2 protein-coding genes are annotated in these 2,394 nt (G+C 68.4%); one reads left to right on the top strand and one right to left on the bottom strand.

Going from position 1 to position 2,394, the window contains the following annotated elements:
- Positions 1–1,413 (top strand): class I tRNA ligase family protein (locus H0W38_RS21010; protein ID WP_292457851.1); only part of this gene is annotated, 1,413 nt, incomplete at its 5' end.
- Here the strand turns inward: H0W38_RS21010 and H0W38_RS21015 are convergent.
- Positions 1,364–2,394 (bottom strand): NAD(P)-dependent oxidoreductase (locus H0W38_RS21015; protein ID WP_292457854.1); only part of this gene is annotated, 1,031 nt, incomplete at its 5' end. The two genes, H0W38_RS21010 and H0W38_RS21015, sit on opposite strands and share 50 nt — an antisense overlap.

The raw sequence follows: 2,394 nt of genomic DNA on the forward strand, positions 1-2,394 counted from the left end.
TCCTCGCTCGGCTGGCCGAGGCAGACGAAGGAGCTGGAACTGTTCCTGCCTTCGAGCGTGCTCGTCACCGGCTACGAGATCATCTTCTTCTGGGTCGCCCGCATGATCATGATGACGGCGCACTTCACCGGCAAGGTGCCCTTCGAGACCGTCTACATCCACGGCATGGTGCGCGATGCCGAGGGCAAGAAGATGAGCAAGTCCGAGGGCAATGTGCTCGACCCGGTCGATCTGATCCAGGGCGTGGACATCGACACGCTGGTGAAAAAATCGACCTCCGGCCTGCGCAAGCCCGAGACGGCGCCCAAAGTCGCCGCGCGCGTGAAAAAGGAGCATCCGAACGGCATGCCGGCCTACGGCGCCGACGCGCTGCGCTTCACCATGGCGAGCTACGCCAGCCTGGGCCGCAACATCAACTTCGACACCAAGCGCTGCGAGGGCTATCGCAACTTCTGCAACAAGCTCTGGAACGCGACACGCTTCGTTCTGATGAACTGCGAAGGCCAGGACTGCGGCTTCAAGCCGCACGGCGCCGACGAGTGCGTGCCGGGCGGCTACCTGCACTTCTCGGACGCGGACCGCTGGATCACCGGCGAGCTGCAGCGGGTCGAGGCCGCGGTGGAGAAAGGCTTCGCCGAGTTCCGCCTCGACAACGTGGCCGGTGCGATCTACCAGTTCGTATGGGAGGAGTACTGCGACTGGTACCTGGAGATCGCCAAGGTGCAGATCACGGTCGGCGACGGCGCGACCCAGCGCGCCACGCGCCGCACCTTGATCCGCGTGCTCGAGACGGTGCTGCGGCTGCTGCACCCGATCACGCCCTTCATTACCGAGGAGCTGTGGCAGGTGGTCGCACCCGTTGCCGAGCGCAAGCCGGCGGGCCACGAGGCTTCGATCGCCACGGCTGCGTATCCGCAGGCCGAACTTCAACGCGTCGATGCACGAGCGGATGCCTGGGTCGGTCGGCTCAAGCAGGTGGTCGGCGCCTGCCGTGCCCTGCGAAGCGAGATGAGCCTCTCACCCGCCGCACGCGTGCCGCTGCTGACTTGCGGTGACGCTGCGTTCATCGAAGAGGCCGCGCCGCTGATCAAGGCGCTGACCAAGCTCAGCGAGGTGCGCGTGCTGCCGGGCGAAGCCGACTTCGCGCGCTCCAGCGCCGCCGCCGCGGTCGTCGTGCTCGGCGAACTGAGAATGGCGCTGCACGTGGAGATCGATGTCGCCGCCGAGCGCGAACGGCTCGACAAGGAATTGCTGCGGCTGGAAGGCGAGATCGTCAAGGCCCTCGCCAAGCTCGGCAACGAGGGCTTCGTCGCTCGGGCACCCCAAGTGGTCGTGGCGCAGGAGCGCGCGCGCCTGACCGACTTCAGTACGACGCTGCAGCGTCTGCGCGAGCAGCGCGTTCGTCTGGGCTGAGCTCGGCGTCACGCAGTTCGCGCACCTCGGGCGTGTCGATGACCACGCCACCGCCGACGGTGTTGTCGGCGGCGACCAGCGAATCCAGCGCGCCATCCGCGAGGCCCAACGGCCCGGGCATGGACACCGGCCCGTTGAGCGGCGGCACCTGACTGCGGGATTCGCGCGCCACCGGCGGAGTCTGGCTCAGCACCTCGTCCAGGCGCTGCGCGACGGCCCACACGCTGCGCACGCGTGACTCCTGCGTGTAGCCGGCCAGCCGCGACGTGGTGTGAAGGTTGGCCACGCCGTGCAGCGGCCGGCCTTCATCGAGCAGCCCGGGCGAAACGCTGTCGAGCCAGGCACCGGCCAGCCGTCCGCTGCGCAGCGCCTTCGCAAGCGCCGCTTCGTCGAACAAGGCCGAATGCGAGGTGCTGATCAGCACCTGCCCGGGCTTGCCGTGCGGCAGGTAGCGATCACCCAGCAGGCCCTGGTAACGGCTGTAGAAAGGCAGCTGCACGCACACCGCATCGGCCGTCTCGAGCAGTTCGCGCAAGCCGGTCGGCTCGATGCGCCAGCGCCCCCACAGGGCATCGGTGGCGTGCAGGGTCGGCTCGTAGCCGATCAGGCGCGAGCCGAAACCGCTCAGCAAGGCCGCGATCGAGCGGGCCGCCGGCGCGAGCCCGACCAGGCCCACGGTCGCGCTGGCCAGTTCGCGGCCACCGCCTTCGCGGCCGGCCAGCATGCCAGGGCGCAGCAGGGCGATCAGTGCTCCAACCAGGAACTCGGCCTCCGCCGGCGCAGTAGATGCATTGCCGCGCACCAACTCGACACCGGCCCGGGCACACGCGTCGATGTCGATGTTTTCCAACCCGGTGCCGATGCGCCCGACCGCCCGCAGCATCGGCGCGAACGACAGCGTCTCCTCATCCACCCGCAAGGACGGCGGCAACATGGCCGTGCGCACGTTGAACAGGGTTTGCCGGATTGCGCGCGGATCGC

Origin of the sequence: Methylibium sp., assembly GCF_013817365.1 — a bacterium.
Taxonomy (GTDB): domain Bacteria; phylum Pseudomonadota; class Gammaproteobacteria; order Burkholderiales; family Burkholderiaceae_C; genus Methylibium.